The sequence below is a fragment of the Arthrobacter sp. NPDC058192 genome (assembly GCF_042883665.1).
GTDB lineage: Bacteria > Actinomycetota > Actinomycetes > Actinomycetales > Micrococcaceae > Arthrobacter.
This window is the reverse complement of the sequence record NZ_JBHVVJ010000003.1, coordinates 270,278-288,253: the sequence shown is the minus strand read 5'-3', so window position 1 is coordinate 288,253 and position 17,976 is coordinate 270,278. Positions and strand designations below refer to the sequence as shown.

The 17,976-nt window shown below is 69.4% G+C and carries 18 protein-coding genes; 5 read left to right on the top strand and 13 right to left on the bottom strand.

Features of this window, described 5'->3' with window-relative positions:
• Positions 1 to 4: 4 nt before the first annotated feature.
• The 5 genes from ACFVVK_RS05025 to ACFVVK_RS05005 all read right to left on the bottom strand — a co-directional run bounded on the left by ACFVVK_RS05025 (position 5) and on the right by ACFVVK_RS05005 (position 6,267).
• Entirely contained in the window at positions 5 to 3,136 is a 3,132-nt protein-coding gene (locus tag ACFVVK_RS05025; protein ID WP_390264265.1) for an AAA family ATPase, read from the bottom strand.
• Positions 3,133 to 4,308, bottom strand: coding sequence for an exonuclease SbcCD subunit D (locus tag ACFVVK_RS05020; RefSeq protein ID WP_390264262.1), 1,176 nt, complete (start codon positions 4,306 to 4,308; stop codon positions 3,133 to 3,135). Before ACFVVK_RS05020 ends, ACFVVK_RS05025 begins: the two co-directional genes overlap by 4 nt.
• Before the next feature lie 70 nt (positions 4,309 to 4,378).
• Complete coding sequence (locus ACFVVK_RS05015; RefSeq protein ID WP_390264259.1) at positions 4,379 to 5,386, bottom strand: MIP/aquaporin family protein; 1,008 nt, start codon at positions 5,384 to 5,386, stop codon at positions 4,379 to 4,381.
• 174 nt (positions 5,387 to 5,560) lie between these two features.
• Entirely contained in the window at positions 5,561 to 5,914 is a 354-nt protein-coding gene (locus tag ACFVVK_RS05010) for a DUF202 domain-containing protein (protein WP_390264256.1), read from the bottom strand.
• On the bottom strand, positions 5,911 to 6,267 hold the full coding sequence (locus ACFVVK_RS05005) for a YidH family protein (RefSeq protein ID WP_390264253.1): 357 nt from the start codon (positions 6,265 to 6,267) through the stop codon (positions 5,911 to 5,913). The genes ACFVVK_RS05010 and ACFVVK_RS05005 overlap by 4 nt, the downstream gene beginning before the upstream one ends.
• A gap of 217 nt (positions 6,268 to 6,484) precedes the next feature.
• On the opposite strand from ACFVVK_RS05005, the gene ACFVVK_RS05000 reads away from it, so the two are divergent.
• On the top strand, positions 6,485 to 7,642 hold the full coding sequence (locus ACFVVK_RS05000; RefSeq protein ID WP_390264250.1) for an ADP-ribosylglycohydrolase family protein: 1,158 nt from the start codon (positions 6,485 to 6,487) through the stop codon (positions 7,640 to 7,642).
• 833 nt (positions 7,643 to 8,475) lie between these two features.
• On the opposite strand, the gene ACFVVK_RS04995 is transcribed toward ACFVVK_RS05000, so the two are convergent.
• Complete coding sequence (locus tag ACFVVK_RS04995) at positions 8,476 to 9,009, bottom strand: DUF4395 domain-containing protein (protein ID WP_390264248.1); 534 nt, start codon at positions 9,007 to 9,009, stop codon at positions 8,476 to 8,478.
• 66 nt (positions 9,010 to 9,075) lie between these two features.
• On the bottom strand, positions 9,076 to 10,089 hold the full coding sequence (locus ACFVVK_RS04990; protein WP_390264245.1) for an exonuclease domain-containing protein: 1,014 nt from the start codon (positions 10,087 to 10,089) through the stop codon (positions 9,076 to 9,078).
• 127 nt (positions 10,090 to 10,216) lie between these two features.
• Between ACFVVK_RS04990 and ACFVVK_RS04985 the strand changes: the two genes are divergently transcribed.
• Entirely contained in the window at positions 10,217 to 10,984 is a 768-nt protein-coding gene (locus ACFVVK_RS04985; RefSeq protein WP_390264384.1) for a VTT domain-containing protein, read from the top strand.
• An 86-nt stretch (positions 10,985 to 11,070) separates the two neighbouring features.
• Here the strand turns inward: ACFVVK_RS04985 and rdgB are convergent, their stop codons facing one another.
• From rdgB to clpS, 6 genes are all read right to left on the bottom strand, one after another.
• The gene (gene rdgB / locus ACFVVK_RS04980; RefSeq protein WP_390264242.1) at positions 11,071 to 11,742 is read right to left on the bottom strand and encodes an RdgB/HAM1 family non-canonical purine NTP pyrophosphatase; all 672 of its coding nucleotides are present in this window, start codon (positions 11,740 to 11,742) and stop codon (positions 11,071 to 11,073) included.
• Positions 11,739 to 12,497 carry a ribonuclease PH gene (gene rph, locus ACFVVK_RS04975; RefSeq protein ID WP_390264239.1) on the bottom strand — a complete coding sequence of 253 codons (759 nt, stop codon included), beginning with the start codon at positions 12,495 to 12,497 and terminating at the stop codon, positions 11,739 to 11,741. Before rph ends, rdgB begins: the two co-directional genes overlap by 4 nt.
• A 40-nt stretch (positions 12,498 to 12,537) precedes the next feature.
• Positions 12,538 to 13,335 carry an MBL fold metallo-hydrolase gene (locus tag ACFVVK_RS04970; RefSeq protein ID WP_390264236.1) on the bottom strand — a complete coding sequence of 266 codons (798 nt, stop codon included), beginning with the start codon at positions 13,333 to 13,335 and terminating at the stop codon, positions 12,538 to 12,540.
• Positions 13,332 to 14,381: a glutamate racemase gene (gene murI / locus ACFVVK_RS04965; protein WP_390264233.1), complete on the bottom strand. Its 1,050-nt coding sequence runs from the start codon at positions 14,379 to 14,381 to the stop codon at positions 13,332 to 13,334. Before murI ends, ACFVVK_RS04970 begins: the two co-directional genes overlap by 4 nt.
• An 85-nt stretch (positions 14,382 to 14,466) precedes the next feature.
• Entirely contained in the window at positions 14,467 to 15,033 is a 567-nt protein-coding gene (locus ACFVVK_RS04960; protein ID WP_390264230.1) for a DUF2017 domain-containing protein, read from the bottom strand.
• A complete protein-coding gene (gene clpS / locus ACFVVK_RS04955; protein WP_390264227.1) occupies positions 15,026 to 15,391 on the bottom strand; it encodes an ATP-dependent Clp protease adapter ClpS in 366 nt (121 codons plus the stop codon). Before clpS ends, ACFVVK_RS04960 begins: the two co-directional genes overlap by 8 nt.
• A gap of 153 nt (positions 15,392 to 15,544) precedes the next feature.
• Between clpS and ACFVVK_RS04950 the strand changes: the two genes are divergently transcribed.
• The 3 genes from ACFVVK_RS04950 (at position 15,545) to ACFVVK_RS04940 (ending at position 17,958) form a co-directional block, all read left to right on the top strand.
• On the top strand, positions 15,545 to 16,873 hold the full coding sequence (locus ACFVVK_RS04950) for a nicotinate phosphoribosyltransferase (protein ID WP_390264225.1): 1,329 nt from the start codon (positions 15,545 to 15,547) through the stop codon (positions 16,871 to 16,873).
• Position 16,874: 1 nt separating this feature from the next.
• The gene (locus ACFVVK_RS04945; RefSeq protein ID WP_390264222.1) at positions 16,875 to 17,540 is read left to right on the top strand and encodes an isochorismatase family protein; all 666 of its coding nucleotides are present in this window, start codon (positions 16,875 to 16,877) and stop codon (positions 17,538 to 17,540) included.
• 64 nt (positions 17,541 to 17,604) lie between these two features.
• On the top strand, positions 17,605 to 17,958 hold the full coding sequence (locus ACFVVK_RS04940; RefSeq protein WP_390264219.1) for a hypothetical protein: 354 nt from the start codon (positions 17,605 to 17,607) through the stop codon (positions 17,956 to 17,958).
• Positions 17,959 to 17,976: the final 18 nt, after the last annotated feature.

The following is a 17,976-nucleotide window of genomic DNA, read 5'->3' as shown; positions in this document are numbered from 1 at the left end:
CGGTTCAGACCTTGGACTCGTCGCTGATGTGCAGGGTGGAGCCGTTGCGGCCCTTGACCACTTGAAGCTGCGTGCCGATGCGCTGTTTCATCTCCGCCACATGGCTGACGAGCCCCACTACCCTGCCGCCATCCCGGAGTCCCTCGAGGGCGTCCATGACTTGTTCCAGTGCCTGGTCGTCGAGGCTGCCGAAGCCCTCGTCCACGAACAGGGTCTCGATGTCCACGCCGCCCGACTCGTGCTGCACCACATCGGCCAGGCCGAGGGCCAAGGCCAGCGAGGCCATGAAGGACTCGCCGCCGGAGAGCGTGGACGTATCGCGGCGCTGGCCGGTCCACTCATCCACAACTTCCAGGCCGAGGCCGGACCTGGCTCCGCGGGCTGCCTTCGCGTCGGAGTGTTGCAGCGTGTAGCGGCCGTCGCTCATGCGAATCAAACGTTCCGAGGCGGCGACGGCGACCTGTTCCAGCCGGGCGGCGAGGACGTAGCTGTTCAGGCTCATGCGGTACGTGTTGTCCCCGCTGCCCTTGGCGGCGTCGGCCACCGCGGCCAACAGCGCGGCCCGTTCCCGAGGCTCCCTCCCTGCCGCGGCGACGTCCGCGTAGTCGCCGGCGATGCGTCCGAGGCTCTGGACGGAGTTGTCCGCCAGGCCGGCCGCGAGCAAGGCGTCCCGGGCAGTGCGCTCCGCCGCGGCCGACTCCAGCCGGAGTTGTTCGAGGTCGGCATCGCCGGGGATCTCCCCGGCGGCCCTTTCGGCGGCTGCCAGCATGAGTTCCTCTCCGGCGAACAGTTCCTGGATCCTGGCGGCTTCGTCTTGTCCGGCGCGGAGGGCCGCCTCCAAGCCGGAGGCCTCCGGCGCCGGAAGGAGGGCCGCCCGTGCCGCGGCTTCGGAGGGGAACCCGGCTGCGGGCAGTGCCTGCTCAAGCTGCTGGCGCGCTTCGGCCACCCGGGCGCCGGCCTGCTCCAGGGCCGACTGGGCAGCATCGGCGTCTTCGAGGACCGCCGTCGTACCGGTGAGGGCGGCGATCCGTTCCTCGAGGCCGGGGTGGCCGGCGCGGAGCTTGTCCAGGGCCTGTTCGAGGACCTCCGCCTGTTCCTCGACCTCGGCGCCCCTCGACTGGGTTTCGGCGATGTCGGAGGCGGCCTCAGCCTTCGCGCGTTCCGCGGCGCTGATTGCCTCGTCAAGTTCTGCCAGCCGTGCCCGGTTCGTGGCAAGCTCCGCGGCTGCACGGCCGGCCTCGCGGGCCCGGTCCCGGGCCAGAACCGCATCGGCACGTGCTTCCGCGACAGGCGTGCTGCCGCCCTGGGCCGCGAGGACGGCGACGTGCTGCTGGGCCTCGGCGAGTTCGCGCCCGAGCGCCGCGAACGCCACTTCGGCCGTATCGCAGGCATCCTGCGCAGCCTGTTCCGCCTCCGCAACGGCCAGGGCCGAGTCCGCGGCCGGGGCCGGCACCGGGTGGTCCGGACTTCCGCAGACCGGGCAGGGATCGCCGTCGAGGAGCTGGGCGGCGAGCTCGGCTGCGGCGTTAGTGAGCCGTTGTTCGCGGAGGTCGAGCCAGTGCTGCCGAAGATCCTGGTGTTCCGTCCGGGCCGCGGCGTGCCGTTCCTCGATGGCCGAGCACACGGCCTCCGCGTCGAGGTATCGGCCGATGATGGTCACCAGTTCGTCCGCTGCGGTGGCCTCCTTGGTACGCAGCTGGACTTCGGCGGCAAGTTCCTCGAGCGGCCGTATTCCGGCGAGCAGGGCGGCCGATTCAGAGCGCAAGGCATCCAGGGCGGCGGCGCCGGCCCGCCGCACGGATTCCAGGTCCTGCAGCTGGCGGCGCAGCCGGCCGCGGCGGTCCGTCAACCCGGCAAGCCGGGCTTCGTCCGGCAGGCGTTCTGCGAGCACGGCGCGCAGCGACCGCAGCCGTCCGAGCGCGCTGCGGAGGGCGGAGCTGTCGAAGGGCACTGCGTTGTCGAAGGGCGCAGCGTTGTCGAAGGGCGCTGCGCCGTCGACGGGCGCAGTCCTGTCAAAGGCGCCAGCGTTTCCTGCGCCAAAATCGAAGAGGGCCAGTCCGGCGAGCTCGGGGTCTGTAACAGCCGCGGAGCGCAATTCCCGTGCGGCCTCCGCCAGCGCTGTTCCCGCCCGGTCCTCGGCCGTCTGAGCGCTTTCAAGAGCCCGCAACTGGCCACCGAGCACCTCGGCCTTGCGGTGCAGGCCGAGCGTGACAGCTTTTTCTGCCAGGCCGGTGGCTGCAGCGTAGGCGAGATTGCGGCGCAGTTCCGCGGCAGCCAGTTTCGCCTGGCGGCTTGCCCGTGCGTTGGCGGCCTCCAGAAGTGCAGCTTGTTGGACCGACTCTTGTTCGGCTGCCGCTGCCGCGGTCCGGCGCACGTCCGCGGCAGTAGCCGCAGCGTCACCCAGCCATGCCAGCAGGGCATCGGGGGCGTCGCGGCCGGGACCGCCCTCTGCGTCAAGTTCGAGTGCCGCGGTTTCCGCCTCCGCCTGGGACAGCAGCAGGTCCAGCCTCGAGGTGAGGCTTGCCACCTCCGTCTTGGCGGCCTGCGCCTGCCGGGACAGTTCCTGCTCCACGGCTTCAAAGCGCTGGGTTCCGAACAGGCTCTGCAGCAGTTCCAGGCGGTCGGATGCCTTGGACCGCAAGAAGGCGGCGAAGTCTCCCTGCGGCAACATGACCACGCGGGTGAACTGGTCGCGGTTCATGCCCAGGACGTCGGCGATCTCCGCCCCGGCCTCATCGTTTCGGCCGGACTTTTCCGTCCATACGCCGCCGATGCGTTCGCGCAGCAGGGTGTTGGCCTGCTGGACTGTGAAGCCGTTCTTTCCCCGGGCGCTTGGCTTGTTCCAGGCCGGCGACCGGGAGACCTCGAAACGGCGGCCCTTGGCCGAGAACTCGCAAGTGACGCGCGGCTCGGCGGCGGTCTCCGCGTGGTCGCTGCGCAGCCGTTTGCCGTCCTGGCGCGCCCCTGGCACCGATCCGTACAGCGCGAAACAGATGGCGTCCAGGACGCTGGTCTTGCCGGCGCCGGTGGCGCCGTTCAGCAGGAACAGGCCGTGAGCGCTGAGGCGGTCGAAGTCAATCCGCTCCGTGCCGGCGAACGGGCCGAAGGCGGAAATTTCCAGGCGGTGGATCCTCACAGCGAGACCCCTTCCAGGCGGACAGCTTCGAGCGCCTCGGCGAGGACCGCTGATTCGGCGTCGGAAGCTGACCGGCCCCGGACGTGCTCGAGAAATCCGCAGCACACGGAGAGGTCGCTGTCGGCTTCGGCAAGCCGGCTGCTGTAGCTGGCCTTCGGCGCCGCGCCGGGGCCGTCGGGGTCGAAACCGAGCACCAGGGTGTCCGGGAACCGTGTCCGCAGCCGGTCCATCGCCTGTGCGGGGCGCGCCGGGTCCGTCAGGGTGATCTGGCAATAGGCGCTTTCGGCCCAGGCGAAGTCTTCGGACGACAGGAGGTCCTCCAGTTTCCCGCGCAGCACGGCGAGGTTCCGGGGCGGGTCCCAGAGTACTTCGCGTACCTCACCGATCCCGGCGGCGTCGACCTCCACCAGCCAGCTGCCCTTCTTGTGCTTGGCTTCGGAGAACGAGTAGGCCAGCGGGGAGCCGGAGTAGCGCACCGCCGCAGAGAGCTCCTGCCGGCCGTGCAGATGGCCCAGGGCGGTGTAGCCAAAGCCGTCGAAGAGATCCAGCGGGACCGCACCGACGCCGCCGATGCTTAGATCCCGTTCGCTGTCTGAGCTGATGCCCCCGCTGGCGAACGTGTGCGCCAGGACCACCGAATGGACGGTCCGGGTCCCGCGGCGGTGCTGCACGTCCGCCCGGATCCGTTCGGTGGCGGCCCGCGTGACTTCGAAGTGGCTCGCTGTCCCGACACCCAGCTGCTCGGCGACGAGCCGGGGCTCAAGCCACGGTATACCGTAAATGGCCAGCACCGGCCCGGCATCGCTGCCTGGGTCGAGCGGCAAGAGGACGGGCTGGTCGAGTTCGTCCAGCCGGGTGCGCAGATGCACTCCCCCGCGTTCGAGGAGCCGCGAGGCGAAGCCCAGCCTGATGGCGGAATCATGGTTGCCGCTGGTCAGGACCACTTGGGCGCCGGCCCCGGTAAGGCGCACCAGGGCGTCATCGAGCAGCCCGACGACGTCGACTCCCGGCAGGGCGCGGTCGTAGACGTCACCGGCGATGAGGACGACGTCCACCGCTTCGTCCCGGACAAAAGCCACGAGCTGGTCGATGAAGGAACGCTGGGCATCCAGCATGCCGACGCCGTGGAAAGACCGGCCCAAATGCCAGTCGGAGGTGTGCAATAACCGCATATTCCTACCGTATCGGCTGGCACCGACAGTCTTGCGCCACCACCCCACCGATGCACGCGGGGGCCGGGCGTCAGCGGTTGCTGTCGAAGAAGCTGCGGGCCTCGTCACCGCCGGCGCTGGATACGGGTGCGGCACCGGCGCGGGATACGGACGCGGCACCGGCCTTCGACTTTGCGTCGTCAGACATTGCGGCAAACTTTGCGTTCGACTCGGCGACCGGCCCGGCGGCGACCGGCCCGGCGTCGTCCGACTCGTCGTCGTCCGACTCGTCGTCAGCCAGCAGGCGGTCCGTGCTGGCAACTACCGCGGCGCTCGACTGCCCGAAGCCCCGGAAAACCAAGGCTGCGATGGCCGCGCCGACCAGGGGTGCCACCCAAAACAGCCACAGCTGCCCGAGCGCGTTCGGACCGCTGAAGATCGCCGACGCCGTGGCCCGGGCCGGGTTGAAGGGGACGTTGCCGAGCGCCTGGCCGAACTGCAGCAGCACCGCCGTCGTCAGGCCGACCGCGAAGGGGGCAGCAGCCCTGGCGGGATTCCTGCTGGCCGTCGTGGCGAGGAACACCGCGACGAGCAGGGCCGTGCCGAGGACCTCCATGAGCAGGACGCCGGCCATGGGCACCTGGATGATCGAGTGCTCGCCGAATCCTGCCGCCACGGTGGCAAAGGCGCCCTGGCTGTCGGCAATCGTCGGGACGGTGGACAGGACGCCAAACAGGGCGGCGGCTCCGAGCGCGGCGCCCACCAACTGGGCGCCGATGTAGGCGGCGGCAGGGCCAGGCTTGATCCGGCCGGCAATGACGTTGCCCACAGTGACGGCTGGGTTGAAGTGCCCGCCGGAGACGTAGCCGACGGCCAGCATTGCCGCCGTCAAGGCCAGCCCGGCGGCCAGGGCGGCGGGCAGCGGGTTCGACTGCGGAATGGTGAACAGTGGCACGCCAAGCCCTGCGACCACGATGATCAGAGTTCCGAACGCCTCGGCGGACAACCTGGCGGCGAGGCGGGGGCGGCGCGGGCTGCTGTCGACGGCGGCCATGGGCAGGACGCCGCCGGACTCGGGGGCAGGAACAAGCAGGGTCATGGTCAGGTTTTTTCCTTTGCTGATGGCGGCACGCCCCGGGTCCGGTTTTTTGCGCCGTCGCTGGCTGCCGCGGGGTCGTGCTCCGGGTGCGCCTTGGGCCACGCGGAGAATTGGGTCCACCCGCAGTCTGTCAGCGCCGTCTGGATGTTGGCTGGGTTGCCCCTGCAGGCCCGCTCAGTGCCCCAGGCCCACTGCGGCCACGGCGCTGGCGGCGAGGACGACGACGGCGGCCGCGGCCCAGCGCAGGAGCCCCGCCGGCGGCGCGGCGTTGGAGCGGCGGAGCTCCCGCCCGCGGACCAGCACGCACACGCCCAACACCAGGGTGGCGGCCATGGCTACGAGGGCGCAGATCCCCAGATAGTCAACAGGCCCCGGGACGCTGCGGGACGCTGCGAGCGCCCAGGTCCGCCATATCAGCAGGTCCGCAACGATCAGTGCCAGCAGGGTCCGGCGCCACGCCAGGGAAGTCCGCTCCGGCTGCAGCCCTGGATCCCGGGACTCGCCGGGGCCTACCGCACCCCGGCTCACCGGACCATCAGGATCAGGACGGCGAACACGAGGGCAGCGGCCGCGACGCCGATCGTCATCACCAGCATCACGCCGGAAAACGGCAGCTCCCGGTTATTGCGCATGGCCGCCTCCATGAGCCCCCACCGGCGATAGGCCAGGGCGGCCAGGCCGGCGCCCAGGAACGCGAGGATGACGCACAGCACGACGCGCACGGGTGCCGGCGCAATCTCCGGGGCTAGTTGGTCAATCGCCAGCGCGCCCGCGATCAGGGCCAGGGACGTGCGGATCCAAGCCAGGAACGTCCGCTCATTGGCTAAGGAAAATCTGTAATCCGGCGTGCTGCCGGTCTTCCGCCACGCTGGTTCGTGCATTGGTTTCCTCTTACTGGGCGTATCTGGGCCGGCCGGGCACGGCGGCGGCTGCTTTGCCTGCGTCGGACTGACCGCCGGACGGGTCCTAACTGCACCCTACCGGCGTTGGGCACCGGCGGGGCGGCATTGGGTGCGGCAGCTTCGGTCAGGCAGCACGGGGCAATGCGGGATCGGGCGTCATTGGGCGGTGCGCGGCGGTGCCGGTAAATTTGGGGACATGAGCACCGAGCCCGGGACCACGCCCGCACCTGCCCCAGTACCCGGCCCGCCGCACGCCCCGGCCCCGGCCCCGGACCCGGACCCGGACCACGGTTCGCGCATCCACGGCTGCCTGCTCGGCGGGGCGCTCGGCGATTCGCTGGGCTACGCCGTCGAGTTCGACGATATTTCCGCGATCCGTGCCCGGTTCGGCCCCGCGGGCCTGCAGGACTTTTCTGCGCTCGACGCCGGCAGCCCCTTCTCGGACGACACCCAGATGACGCTGTACACGGCCGACGGCCTGCTCGAGGCGCTGGAATGGGCCAGCGACGGCGTGGCGGCCGACATCAACGCGTGCGTGTGGCTGGCGTACCTGCGCTGGCTCGGGACCCAGGGCGTCGCGGTGCCGCCCTCGGCCCCGGTCCAGCCGCCACGCTGGATCGACGGCCAGGATGTCCTGAAAAACCGCCGTGCGCCCGGCAACGCGTCCCTCAGCGGACTCGCCACGGGCGAGATGGGTACCGTCCAGCGTCCGGTCAATCCCGATTCAAAGGGTTGCGGCACCGTGATGCGCTCGGCTCCGTTCGGCCTGATCCCCCACCTCGCACCCGAAACGGTCTATAAGCTCAGTGCCGACGCCGCGTCCCTGACCCATGGGCACCCCGCGGCACGGCAAAGCGCCGGAGTCTTCAGCCTGGTCGTCCAAGCCCTGGCTTCCGGGCTCGAACTGCGTGAAGCAGCGGAATCGGCGCTCGGGCACCTGCGCGGCGGGGTCCTGCGCAAGGGCGAAGAGCCCGATGCTGAAGTGGTGGCCCGGCTGGAGTCGGCCCTGCGGCTGGCGGGCGACCGGCTCAGCCCCGAGGCCCTGGTCAGCGAACTCGGCGAGGGATGGGTCGCCGAGGAGGCCCTCGCCGTCGCGCTTTACGCCGTACTGGCAACAGTCCCGGAAACGGGAACGACGACGGCGGCCGGCGCTGCTGAGGCCCATTTCCGCGCGGCGATCGCCGTCGCGGTAAACCACAGCGGGGACAGCGACTCGACGGCGTCGATCGCCGGGAACATCCTGGGGGCCTACTACGGCGAGCAGTGCCTGCCGGCCGGCTGGCTGTCGGCCCTGGAGGCGCCGGAGGTCATCCGGGGCATGGCGTCAAGGCTGGCGGCCGTCACCGGCGCCTGAACTCACCGGGGGCACATGTCCATTCCTGGCCGCCGCATCCCCGGCACATGCCCACCCTCCGCGGCGAGGAATGGACATTACGCCATCATGTCCAACCGTCAGCGCCTCCCGAGCACACGTCCCTCCCTGGCCGCGGGCTCGCCGGGACATGTCCAACTCCGCCTGCGAGCGCGGAACATGTCCGCCCCAGGTGCCACGCCACTAGGACATGCCCTGTGGCCCCTCGCCGCGGGGCACATGTCCATTCCTGGCCGCCGCACCCCCGGCACATGCCCAACCTCGGCGGCGAGGAGTGGACATAATGCCATCATGTCCAACCGTCAGGGCCTCCAGAGCACATGTCCCTCCCTGGCCGCCGGCTCGCCGGACATGTCCAACTCCGACTGCGAGCGCGGCGCATGTCCATTCCTGGTGCCACGCCACACTAGGACATGACCTGTCACGCCTGACTGCGACGGACATGTTCATCTGCCGCCGCCCAACCACGACATGCTCTGTGACCCCCTCGCCGCGGGGCACATGCCCATTCCTGGCCGCCGCACCCCCGGCACATGCCCAACCTCGGCGGCGAGGAGTGGACATAATGCCATCATGTTCAACCGTCAGGCCCTCCCGAGCACATGTCCCTCCCTCGCCGCCGGCCCGCCGGGACATATCCAACCGTCAGGCCCTCCCGAGCACATGTCCCTCCCCGGCCGCCGGCCCGCCGGGACATGTCCAACCGTCAGGCCCTCCCGAGCACATGTCCCTCCCCGGCCGCCGCGGCCCGCCGGGACATGTCCAACTCCGACTGCGAGCGCGGAACATGTCCGTCACATCTCCAGGCGCCAGTCTTACGTGCGCGGGAGCGCAATGTTGTTGCAGGCCTCGCAGACGTCTTCGGGGATGAGCCCGCGGCGCTGCAGGAAGCCGAAGATGCTGCAGCCGAGGCAGAACCCGGCGAACGCCTCCAGCGAGGCCGCGGCGATCAGCACGGCCAGAAGGACCCACGCCGCCGGGGCGAGGCCGGCGGCCAGTAGCAATGCGGCGGCCGTCGACGCGGCGGTGCCGATGCCCTGGGCGAAGCGCTTGGGCGGGCCGGGAACCAGCCGGGTCCGCCCGAGCCAAGGCGTCAGGATCTTGACGGAGAGCCGGGCCAGGGGCGAGATCCGCGGGCCGAACAGCACGCGCAGCCAGAACCCGGCCGCGATAATGGCAAGCCCCCAGCCGAACCCGGTCAGCAGCGTCACTGCGGAGAGCGCCACCACCAGGGCAGCAGTGATGCGGGCGGAGTACTCGTTCACCGGGTTAGGGAACGCGAACACCCTGCGCCAGTCGATTCCGTGCTCCGTTGCCGCGGCGGGAGCCTGTGGATCCGGTTTGCTCATGGGCCAAGAGTAGGGAGCGGCGCCCGCCGGCGGAATGATTGTTGCGCCGTGTGACCGCCCGCATGCTCAGGCCGGGGCAGCCGCCACGTGGCCGCCAACCATCTGAAGGAATTCCCCCTCGGACAGGACTTCGATCCGTTGCCCGCGTTCGTGCAGTTCCAGGACACGGCGTGCCTTGCCTGTGAGCCGGCCGGAGCGCAGGTCCGCGGCCACGAAGCCGTCGCCCACCACCAGGACGGTGGTCCTGGCCGTGACCCGGCTTTCGGGCCGGGCACCCAGCTCGGCGGAGCGGACCTTGGCTTCTGTGCGCGGCATCGCCAGCTCGCCGGTGAACACGACGGTCTGGCCGAACAGCGGGTGGCCGGGGCTGGCTGCGGCGTTGGGCTCGGGGTTCGGTCCTTCCTCAGGCCACCCGGCAACGAATGGCCGGCGGGAGGGCGCGGCCGTTCCACCGGCGAGCGCCTCCAGGGCGGCCACGCTGGCTTTGGACAGCGGGTCCAGCCGGGGGTCGAAGGCCGGCTGGTGCGAAACGGCCAGGCCGAGGGACAGATGGAGTTCGGCAATGCTCGCCGCCCCGTTGCGGCGGGCGATGTCGATCAGGATGCCGGCACAGGCACGGGCGTCCTCGGCGGCATCGTGGTGGTTGACCAGCGGCACACCGGCTTCCTCCGCGGCGTAGGGCAGCGAATTGGACACCAGCGAGTAGCAGCGCCGGGACAGCATCACCGTGCAGACGTAGTCGTAGGCAGGACCGGGCAGCCCCGACACTTCCAGGCCGGAGCGGATCACGCCAAGGTCAAACGCGGCGTTGTGGGCGGCCAGCACGTCCCCGCCAATGAAGGCCCCGATCTCAGGGAAAAGCTCGCCGAAGCGCGGCAGGCCGGCCACCTGGTCCGGTCGGATGCCGTGGATCCGGACGTTGTGGTGATCGAACGTGTCGTAGTTTTCCGGCGGCCGCATGAGCCAGGACGCCTCTTCGACGACGACGCCGCCGCGGACCTTGCTCAGGCCAACGGCGCACGGTGAACCCCGGAAGCCGTTCGCGGTCTCAAAGTCGATCGCCGTAAAGTCCAAACCCACGGCCCAAACTTTACCGCCCGATGGCGGAACCTCGCGCACGGGACTCCGGCCGCGGCGCTAGGCCGGCCACCGCACCGCCGGCCGGCGCGGGGCCGTCAAGTACCCTTAACGGGTGAACGTATTAGCAATGAGCGACCTTGCCGTGTCCGCCCTTGGCGGTGCCGGCCCCGTGCAGCCGCACCTGGCCTCCTTCCTGCCCGACTGGCTCAACCCGCAGGTCTTCCTGGCCAATCCGGCTTTCGCGCCGTGGGTGGTCCTGCTGGTCTGCGGCATCATCTTCGCGGAAACCGGGCTGCTGGTGGGCTTCTTCCTGCCCGGGGACTCCATGCTGTTCACGGCCGGGCTGCTCGTGGCCACCGGCACCATCCAGGTCAACATCGTGGTCCTGACAGCTCTCATCATTGTCGCCGCGATCATCGGCAACCAGGTGGGCTTCCTGATCGGGTCCAAGGCCGGACCCGCCCTGTTCAACCGGCCCAATTCCAGGCTGTTCAAGCACGAAAACGTGGAAAGCGCCCATGCCTTCTTCGAGAAGCATGGCGGCAAGTCGCTGATCCTGGCCCGTTTCGTGCCAATCATCCGCACCTTCGTCCCGGTGATTGCCGGCGTCGCGGAGATGAGCAGGCGCAAGTTCTTCACCTACAACGTGATCGGTGCGGTGCTGTGGGGCGGCGGCGTCACCCTGCTCGGCTACCTGCTGGGCGACACGGTGCCGTGGGTCCGGGACAACCTGGACATCATCTTCATCGCCATCGTGCTGGTCTCAGTGATCCCCGTGGCCATCGAGGTCATCCGTGGAGCCATCGCCAAACGGCAGTCCGGAAAGTACGGCACGGACCCCGTGGACGAGTTCATCGAAGAGCACGAGCCGGAGGAAGAGCGCCGGACCCCCTGATGCCACCGACGACGAAGGCGCCCACGCTGTGGGGCGCCTTCGTCGGTTAAACGGATATCCGCGACACCTGCCGCGGCCGCGTCGGCCTACCGTCCGGCCAGGGCCTCGACAATGGCCGGCAGGAGCGCCCGGAACGCATGTCCCCGGTGGCTGATGGCGTTCTTCTCCTCGGAGCTGAGCTCGGCGCAGCTGCGGTCCAGCCCGCGCGGCTGCAGGACGGGGTCGTAACCAAAGCCGCCCTCCCCGCGCGGCTCCCGCAGGAGCACCCCTTCCAGCTGCCCGTACTCCACGACTTCCCGGCCGCCGTCGGCTTCGGCCCCGGGGACCGCAAGCGCCGCGGCGCAGACGAATGCCGCCCCGCGGTACGCGTCCGGCACGTCCGCCAGCTGGGCCAGCAGCAGCTGCAGGTTCGCGGCGTCGTCGCCGTGCCGGCCGGACCAGCGCGCGGAGAAGATGCCGGGCGCACCGCCCAGCACGTCCACGGCCAGCCCGGAGTCGTCGGCGATCGCCACGAGCCCGGTGGCCTCCGCCACGGCCCGCGCTTTCAGGAGCGAGTTTTCGGCGAACGTCACGCCGGTCTCGGCGACGTCGGGTGCGCCGACGGCGCCGGCGTCCACCACCTGCGTGTCGACGTCGAGCCCGGGCACCTGGCCCCGCAGCAGCTCACGGAGCTCCCGGAGCTTGCCTTTGTTGTGCGTGGCAAGGACCAGGCGGGGGGCCGCGCCGTTCTGCTGGTCCGTCAGCGGCGCTGCCGTCACGGGGCTTCCGCCAGGGTGTCGCGCTGGATGGCCGCGAGCTGCTCGGTGCCGAGGAGGGCCAGGTCCAGCAGCTGGTTCAGTTCGTCGCGGTCGAAGGGTGCGCCCTCGGCGGTGCCCTGGACTTCGACGAATTTTCCGGAGCCGGTCACCACGACGTTCATGTCCGTCTCGGCGCGCACATCCTCGACGTAGGGCAGGTCGAGCATCGGCACGCCGTCGATGATGCCGACGGACACCGCGGCGATGGTGTCGATCAGGGGTTCGGCGTTCCGCGCGATCATCTTCTTGTCGCGGGCGAACCGGATGGCGTCTGCCAGCGCCACGTAGGCGCCGGTGATGGCCGCGGTCCGGGTGCCGCCGTCGGCCTGCAGGACATCGCAGTCCAGCACGATGGTGATCTCGCCGAGGGCCTTGGTGTCGATGATGGAGCGCAGCGAACGGCCGATGAGCCGGGAGATCTCGTGCGTGCGGCCGCCGATCTTTCCCTTGACCGATTCGCGGTCGGAACGGGTGTTCGTGGCGCGCGGGAGCATGGCGTATTCGGCGGTAACCCAGCCGCGGCCTTCGCCCTTGAGCCAGCGCGGGACGCCCTCCGTCAGGGATGCGGTGCACAGGACGCGGGTGTTGCCGAACTCGATCAGGGCCGATCCCTCGGCCTGCTTGGACCAGCCGCGGGTGATGCTGATCGGACGCAGCTGATCGGCGGTGCGGCCGTCGGCGCGGATGACGGGAACAGTAGGAGCTTGGGAAGTCATGCCTCTAGCTTATCGACTTGCCCGCGGGTGCCCGGGCGGGCTACACCGTGTAGTGCACGCCCGCGACGGCGACGGCCACGTCCTTGCCGAAGACCTCCTTGGCTTCGGCCATGACGGTGGTGGGAGACGTCCAGACCGGAATGTGCGTCAGCAGCAGCCGCCGCGCCCCGGCGGCGACGGCGGCTTCGCCCGCCCGCTTGCCGGTCAGGTGCACGTCCTTGATCCCGTCGTCGCGGCCCTCCTCAAAGGCTGCTTCGCACAGGAAGAGGTCGGCATCCCGGGCCGCATCCTCCAGCCCGCTGCAGGAGTCCGTGTCCCCGGAGTAGCTCAGGATGCGGGTGACGGGGTTGCCGTCCTTGTCCGGTTCGGTGACCTCGACGCGCAGGGCGTAGGCCTCTTCCACGGGGTGGTTGACGGCGTAGGGCGTGACCGTGAAGGGGCCCATCGTCACGGGTTTGCGCTCGGACCAGTTGGCGAAGTCGAATTCCTCATGCATCCCGGGATCCAGGTCCAGGCCGTACGCGGTGGCCATCCGGTCGGCCGTGGCGGCGGGTCCCCACACGGGGATTCTGCCGCGGCCCCAGCCGCCCGGCTTCCAGCGCACGGCAACGTGAAGTCCGCACAGGTCCATGCAGTGGTCCGGGTGCAGGTGGGTGAGGAAGATCGCGTCAATGTCCTCCAGGTCGGTGTACCGCTGGATGGCGCCGAGCGCCCCGCTGCCGAGGTCCAGGACGATCTTCCAGTTCCGCTCGCCGTCGGTGGCGGTCAGCAGATAGCACGACGCCGGCGAGCCGGGGCCGGGAAAGGAGCCCGTGCAGCCCACGATGGTCAGCTTCACAGCAGTGTTCCCCCGCCTGCCGGTTCGCCCACGAAGTTGGAGATCCGCGGTCGGACGGCACCGGCCTGGGCGGCGGATTGGGCGGCGGCGATCATCTCCGGGGTGATCCGGGCCAGGCTGCCGGTGGGGTACTGCGCCGCGACGTGGTCCACGTGGCGGACGCTGAGGACCTCGGGTCCGAGGAAGCGGCGGGCAAGGTGCTCGAACGCGGCGGCGTCCCCCGTGGCGATGAAATGGTGTTCCGGCGCGGCAGCGTCCGTGCGCTCAAGCCCGCGGGAAGCCAGTGACCTGTAGACGTCCTTGGCGGTTTCCTCGGCACTGGATACCAGGGTGACGTCCTCGCCCAGGACGAAGGACAGCACGCCCGTCAGGAGCGGGTAGTGGGTGCAGCCGAGCACCACGGTGTCCACCCGGGCGGCAACCAGCGGCGCCAGATATTCGCGGGCGACGGCGAGCAGTTCCGGCCCCGTGGTGACGCCGGCCTCCACATAGGGCACGAACGCCGGGCAGGCCACGGATGTGATCTCCAGGTCCGGTGCTGCCGCGAACGTGTCCTCGTACGCTCGCGAACCCACCGTGGCCGAGGTCCCGATCACGCCCACCCGGCCGGTCCGGGTCGCCGCGACGGCGCGCCGCACGGCCGGCTGGATCACCTCGATCACGGGAATGCCGTACCGGGCGGTGTAGCGCTCGCGGGCATCGCGCAGCACGGCGGCCGAGGCCGAGTTGCAGGCAATGGTGAGCAGCTTCACGCCGGAGTCAACGAGCTCGTCCATGACGCCGAGGGCGTTGGCGCGGACTTCGGCGATGGGAAGGGGGCCGTAGGGGCCGTTGGCGGTGTCTCCGACGTACAGGATGGACTCGTTGGGCAGCTGGTCGATGATCGACCGGGCCACCGTGAGGCCACCGACGCCGGAGTCGAAGACACCGATGGGCCGCGACCCGGGCTCGGATGCCTGCCCGGGTTCCGCGGGGGCGGTTGCGCTGCTGCTCGCTGGGGAGTCCGCAGCAGACGCTGCGGGATCCATATTCGATGCTGAAGTCATGGTTATTTGAGGATAGGGCTTCGACACGGGGGCGGCCATTACATTGTGGCGCGCAACTCGTGTCTCATGTGTCACAGACCGGGGCTCAGCGCCGGGCATCGAGCGAGTGCATCATGGCCTGCACCAGGGATTCCTGCAGCCAGGTGGTGAAGTTGTACACGAGGGCCAGGTAGCTTTCCACGTCCTCGGCCTGGGACCAGTCCTGCATGAGGTGGATGTTGTCGGCGTCGGCGTCGTCGCGGATGTCGAGGCGCTCGGCCAGCACCAGCCGGACATCGTTGAGCGCTGTGGCCCAGTGCCGGGCGTCGGTTGCGGTCAGTACCAGGTCCTCCCGGTCCAGGCTCAGCGCGGCCGCCTTCAGCGCGCCGATCTTGCTTTCCCGCAGGGACCGCTCGGTGTAGCGGCGAAACTCGAGTGAGGCTTCGCCGTCGTTCTTCATGACATTCGGCAGCAGCCGCCGCAGGGCGCGGTCGGAGGGTTCGCGGGCTTCGGGGTCCAGCCCCACCAGGGCGGCCAGCGGGTCCTCGCTGGCCCGCTCCGCCGGCTCGAGCATGGAGATGACGTCATCGAAGAGGCTGCGCAGCAGTTCCCGCTCGGCCGGCTCCAGGTAGCCCCGGATGCCTTTTAGCCCGTATTTGAATGCCTTAGCCACGTTTTCCCTTGCCCTTGCCGGAACCGCTGCCGTTGCCTCCGGTGGCTTTTTCCACCGTGGCCCAGAGTCCGTAACCATGCATGGCCACCGCGTGCTGTTCCACCTGCTCCTTGCTGCCGTGCGCGACGATCGACCGGCCCTTCTTGTGGACCTCCATCATGAGCTTGTTGGCCTTGGTCTCCGAGTACCCGAAATAGCTGCGGAACACATAGCTCACATAGCTCATCAAGTTCACGGGATCGTTCCAGATCACGAGGTTCCAGGGGATGTCCGGGGCGGTCAGGACGTCGGTGGACGCCACTGTTCCGGTCTGGGTGCTCTCCCGCGTGTCGGGGCCGAGCGCAACGCTGAGGGTCATCTGTCCATTCTATGGGGAGGATGGGCCCACGCCGGCGAGGGCCCCGCGGCGAAGCGTAGCGAGACGAGGGAGCCGGTGCTGGGCCCACGCCGGCGAGGGCCCCGCGGCGAAGCGTAGCGAGACGAGGGAGCCGGTGGGGACTAGAGTGAATTTGTGAGTACCTCAGCCGGCTGGGACAGTCCCCGCACGTCCTTGTACACAGACCACTACGAACTGACGATGCTGCAGGGCGCGCTGCAGTCCGGTGCGGCCCACCGGAAATCGGTGTTCGAGGCCTTCGCTCGGCGGCTGCCCGACGGGCGCCGGTACGGGATCGTGGCGGGCACCGGCCGTCTCCTGGAAGGGATCGCGGACTTCCGCTTCGGCGAAGCGGAACTGGACTTTCTGCGGCGGACCAACGTCGTCAATGACCAGACACTGGAGTACCTGGCCGACTACAGCTTCTCCGGCGACATCTGGGGGTATCCGGAGGGTGAGGCGTACTTCCCGAACTCCCCCGTCCTGATCGTGGAGTCCACATTCGCCGAGGCCTGCATCCTGGAGACCTACCTGCTCTCCGTGCTCAACCACGACTGCGCGATCGCCTCTGCCGCCTCCCGGATGATCTCGGCCGCCGGCAACCGCCCGTGCATCGAGATGGGCTCACGCCGGACGCACGAGGAAGCCGCGGCGGCCGCCGCCCGGGCCGCGGTCATTGCCGGCTTCGACAGCACCTCCAACCTCGAAGCGGGATTGCGCTACGGGCTGAAGACGGTGGGCACCGCGGCCCACTCCTTCACCCTCCTCCACGACACGGAACGTGAGGCGTTCGAGGCCCAGATTGCCGCCTTCGGGCCGGAGACTTCGCTCCTGGTGGACACGTACGACGTCGAGACCGCCGTCCGCGCCGCCGTCGAACTCGCCGGGGACAGGCTGGGCGCCGTCCGGCTGGACTCCGGGGACCTCGTGGCGCAGGCCCAGTGGGTCCGGCAGCTGCTCGATGAGCTCGGCAACGACCACACGAAGATCGTGGTGACCTCCGACCTTGACGAATACGCCATCGCCGCGCTGCAGTCAGCGCCGGTTGACTCCTACGGCGTGGGCACCTCGCTGGTCACAGGCTCCGGCGCCCCGACGGCGAGCATGGTTTACAAGCTCGTCAGCCGCACCGACGACTCCGGCGAGTTCGTCTCCGTTGCCAAGGCGGCCAAGAACAAGGCCAGCAAGGGCGGCCGCAAGTACGCCCTGCGCAAGCTCAACGAGCGCGGTACCGCCACGCAGGAGATCGTGGGCGTCGGCCACCACCCGGAGGACGACGGGAACGACCGTGCCCTGCTGCACCAGTTCATCAAGAACGGCGAGGTCCTGCCGGGGTGGACCGGCCCCGAGGCGGTCCAGCGCGCGCGCCGCCGCCATGCCGAGACAATGCAGGAGCTGCCCGCCGTGGTCAACCGGCTTCAGCGCGGCGAGGCAGCCATCCCCACCATCTACGAGGAGGACTGAAATGTCCCGTGCCTTGCTCATCGTCGACGTCCAAAACGATTTCTGCGAGGGGGGTTCCCTGGCCGTCGCCGGCGGTGCGGAACTCGCCGGCGAGATCAGCGAGTACCTCGACGCGCACCACGGCCAGTTTGACCACGTGGTGGCCACCCAGGACTGGCACATCGATCCCGGGACGCATTTCTCGGAGGAGCCCGATTTCGAGGACAGCTGGCCGCGGCACTGTGTGGCCGGTACCCGGGGGGCCGAACTGCATCCGCATCTCGACCCCGAATATATCCAGGCCTACTTCCGCAAGGGCCAGTTCGCCGCGGCGTACTCAGGCTTTGAAGGACTCCTGGCCCCCGAGGACGATGTCCCCACGGGCGACCGGAAGGCCGGCACACTGCCCGGCTCCGGAGCCGGCACCGGGTCCGGCCCGGAAGAAACAGAGGATTCCTTCGCTGCCATGGAGGATGCGATCGGGCTGGACGACTGGCTCCAAAGCCACGACGTCGAGGATATCGTGGTGGTAGGGATTGCCACGGACCACTGCGTCAAGGCGACCGCGCTGGACGCCATCCAGGCCGGCTATTCCGTCACCGTGTTGCGCAGTTTGACAGTGGGAATCGCCGATGACCTCGACGACGCCGTTGCCGAGATGGAGCTCGGCGGCGTCGATGTAGCCTGAGGCCGCCACAGTAGACTCGAAACCCTTGCCATATCGTCTTACCCGTAGAACCCCGGAGTACACCATGAAGAAGACCCTGACCGTCCTGATTGCCGCCGGAGCCCTGCTCGGCGCCGCCGGCTGCGCAGCCACACCGCAGCTGACCAACGAGGAAACCTGCGCCCGGGTCAAGACCGTGGTCTCCGCGGCTTCGGCCACGTCCGACAAGACCGGCATGAACAGGGTCGCGAACCAGCTGCGGCCCATCAAGGAGGCGGCATCCGATGACCTCCGGGATTCGCTGCAGACCATCATCGAGTACTTTGACGAATCGGCCAAGCCCCACCCGGACACCGCCAAGCTCAACACCATGAAGGCCGACTACACGGCCGCCGGCCAGAAATACGGACAGGTCTGCGGCGGCGGCGCCGGACAGTAGCGACAAGCGCAGGGACGA

What these genes read in the sequence shown, in the direction of transcription:
- ACFVVK_RS05020 (WP_390264262.1), bottom strand. Translation starts at nt 4,308, where the DNA reads ATGCGGTTATTGCACACCTCCGACTGGCATTTGGGCCGGTCTTTCCAC.
- ACFVVK_RS05015 (WP_390264259.1), bottom strand. Translation starts at nt 5,386, where the DNA reads ATGACCCTGCTTGTTCCTGCCCCCGAGTCCGGCGGCGTCCTGCCCATG.
- ACFVVK_RS05005 (WP_390264253.1), bottom strand. Translation starts at nt 6,267, where the DNA reads ATGCACGAACCAGCGTGGCGGAAGACCGGCAGCACGCCGGATTACAGA.
- ACFVVK_RS05000 (WP_390264250.1), top strand. Translation starts at nt 6,485, where the DNA reads ATGAGCACCGAGCCCGGGACCACGCCCGCACCTGCCCCAGTACCCGGC.
- ACFVVK_RS04995 (WP_390264248.1), bottom strand. Translation starts at nt 9,009, where the DNA reads ATGAGCAAACCGGATCCACAGGCTCCCGCCGCGGCAACGGAGCACGGA.
- ACFVVK_RS04985 (WP_390264384.1), top strand. Translation starts at nt 10,217, where the DNA reads ATGAGCGACCTTGCCGTGTCCGCCCTTGGCGGTGCCGGCCCCGTGCAG.
- rph (WP_390264239.1), bottom strand. Translation starts at nt 12,497, where the DNA reads ATGACTTCCCAAGCTCCTACTGTTCCCGTCATCCGCGCCGACGGCCGC.
- murI (WP_390264233.1), bottom strand. Translation starts at nt 14,381, where the DNA reads ATGACTTCAGCATCGAATATGGATCCCGCAGCGTCTGCTGCGGACTCC.
- clpS (WP_390264227.1), bottom strand. Translation starts at nt 15,391, where the DNA reads ATGACCCTCAGCGTTGCGCTCGGCCCCGACACGCGGGAGAGCACCCAG.
- ACFVVK_RS04945 (WP_390264222.1), top strand. Translation starts at nt 16,875, where the DNA reads ATGTCCCGTGCCTTGCTCATCGTCGACGTCCAAAACGATTTCTGCGAG.
- ACFVVK_RS04940 (WP_390264219.1), top strand. Translation starts at nt 17,605, where the DNA reads ATGAAGAAGACCCTGACCGTCCTGATTGCCGCCGGAGCCCTGCTCGGC.